The 1,376-nt window shown below is 40.6% G+C and carries 3 protein-coding genes; all 3 read left to right on the top strand.

What is annotated here, in order from left to right; genetic code table 11:
• Positions 1-31: 31 nt before the first annotated feature.
• Positions 32-376, top strand: coding sequence for an IS110 family transposase (locus tag E1176_RS00960; protein ID WP_155208721.1), 345 nt, complete (start codon positions 32-34; stop codon positions 374-376).
• Between the two features lie 100 nt (positions 377-476).
• Positions 477-728: a hypothetical protein gene (locus tag E1176_RS00955; RefSeq protein WP_155208720.1), complete on the top strand. Its 252-nt coding sequence runs from the start codon at positions 477-479 to the stop codon at positions 726-728.
• The gene (locus tag E1176_RS21320; RefSeq protein ID WP_155208719.1) at positions 725-1,240 is read left to right on the top strand and encodes a transposase; all 516 of its coding nucleotides are present in this window, start codon (positions 725-727) and stop codon (positions 1,238-1,240) included. The genes E1176_RS00955 and E1176_RS21320 overlap by 4 nt, the downstream gene beginning before the upstream one ends.
• Positions 1,241-1,376: the final 136 nt, after the last annotated feature.

Below are 1,376 nucleotides of genomic sequence, written 5' to 3'. Positions count from 1 at the left end.
GTTTTTTTTAAAAGTAAAACCGTAAAGCGAGATGAAAAAACTGAGAGTTAATGCAGCCGGTATTGATATTGGCGCAAAAAGTATCTTTGTAGCCATTGAATCTGAACAGGTAAAGTCTTTTGCAACATTCACCCAAGACTTTATTCTAGCCAAAGATTACCTTCTATCGAAAGGAATTGAGACAGTAGCCATGGAAGCTACAGGTGTTTATTGGGTTATTCTTTATGAAATATTGGAGCAGGCCGGTCTGGATGTATGGTTGGTTGACGGTCGGCAAACCAAGCAGGTTCCTGGTCGCAAGACTGATGTAAAAGACTGTCAGTGGATACAACAGCTACATAGCTATGGGTTACTGAACAGATGCTTTGTTCCCTGATGACAGGTAAAGCAGGTTAAGGGTTTATCAACGAATGCGTGAGGATCACATTAGAAGTGCCTCCATGCATATCAATCATATGCAAAAGGCCTTGACTTTAATGAATATTCGTCTGAAAGAGGTATTAAGTCAACTTCATGGGGCAAGTGGACTGGCCATAATTGAAGCTATTTTGGGCGGAGAAAGGCGGCCGGAAAAGCTATTGTCACTCTGTCATAAAACCATAAAGGAAAAGAAGGCAGACCTTGTACTTAAATCTTTAAAAGGTCATTACACTGAAGCTGGTTTGTTCGCCTTGCAACAAGCTTATCAGGGGTATATGTTTTATCAAAAGCAAATTTCCCAAGTGTGATCCAAAGGCTTCAACAAACGATCGAGGAGTTCAATAATTATCATCAGGATCCCGAATCACAGAATACTATTGAATCACTTAAGGCTCGCAAGCCTATTAGGCATAATAAACCAGAGATCGATCATTTAGGAGGGCATCTACTAAAACTTTTTACAGGCAGAGATGCTACCCATCTACCCGGTATTACCGATTACACTTGGTTACAGATTTTTTCAGAAACAGGTAGTGAGCTAACCAAGTGGCCTACAGAAAAGCATTTTACATCCTGGCTTGGACTGGCCCCTGGCCAACATGATTCTGGAAAAACGAAAAAGAACAGAAACAAAAAATACAGACCTAAAGCAGGACAAATATTCAGGCAGATCGCACAAAGTTTAATAGAAAGTAAAAAGATAGCTTTAGGTGCTTTTGGCCGAAGGTTAAAATCTAAGCGTGGTCCTGGCATCGCTACTAAAGGCCACCGCAAGAAAGCTCGCCACGCTTTACTGGAGAATAATGGTCAAAGGCCTTGACTATACAGAAAAGGGGATTAAAACCTATGAAGAGAAACTGAGGCTGCAAAAAGAAAAATGGCTGCTTAAAGCAGCCAAAGATCATGGGTATCAACTTACTCAATTACAATATATTAACTAAATGCGTCATCGGTAG

It is taken from the genome of Fulvivirga aurantia, from assembly GCF_009711475.1.
GTDB classification, from domain to species: Bacteria; Bacteroidota; Bacteroidia; order Cytophagales; family Cyclobacteriaceae; genus Fulvivirga; species Fulvivirga aurantia.
Note: the sequence above shows the minus strand (reverse complement) of the source record. Positions and strands in the feature narration are given on the sequence as shown.

Bases quoted from the DNA above. Each gene is read 5' to 3' on its own strand.
- E1176_RS00960 (WP_155208721.1), top strand. From the start codon at position 32: ATGAAAAAACTGAGAGTTAATGCAGCCGGTATTGATATTGGCGCAAAA.
- E1176_RS00955 (WP_155208720.1), top strand. From the start codon at position 477: ATGAATATTCGTCTGAAAGAGGTATTAAGTCAACTTCATGGGGCAAGT.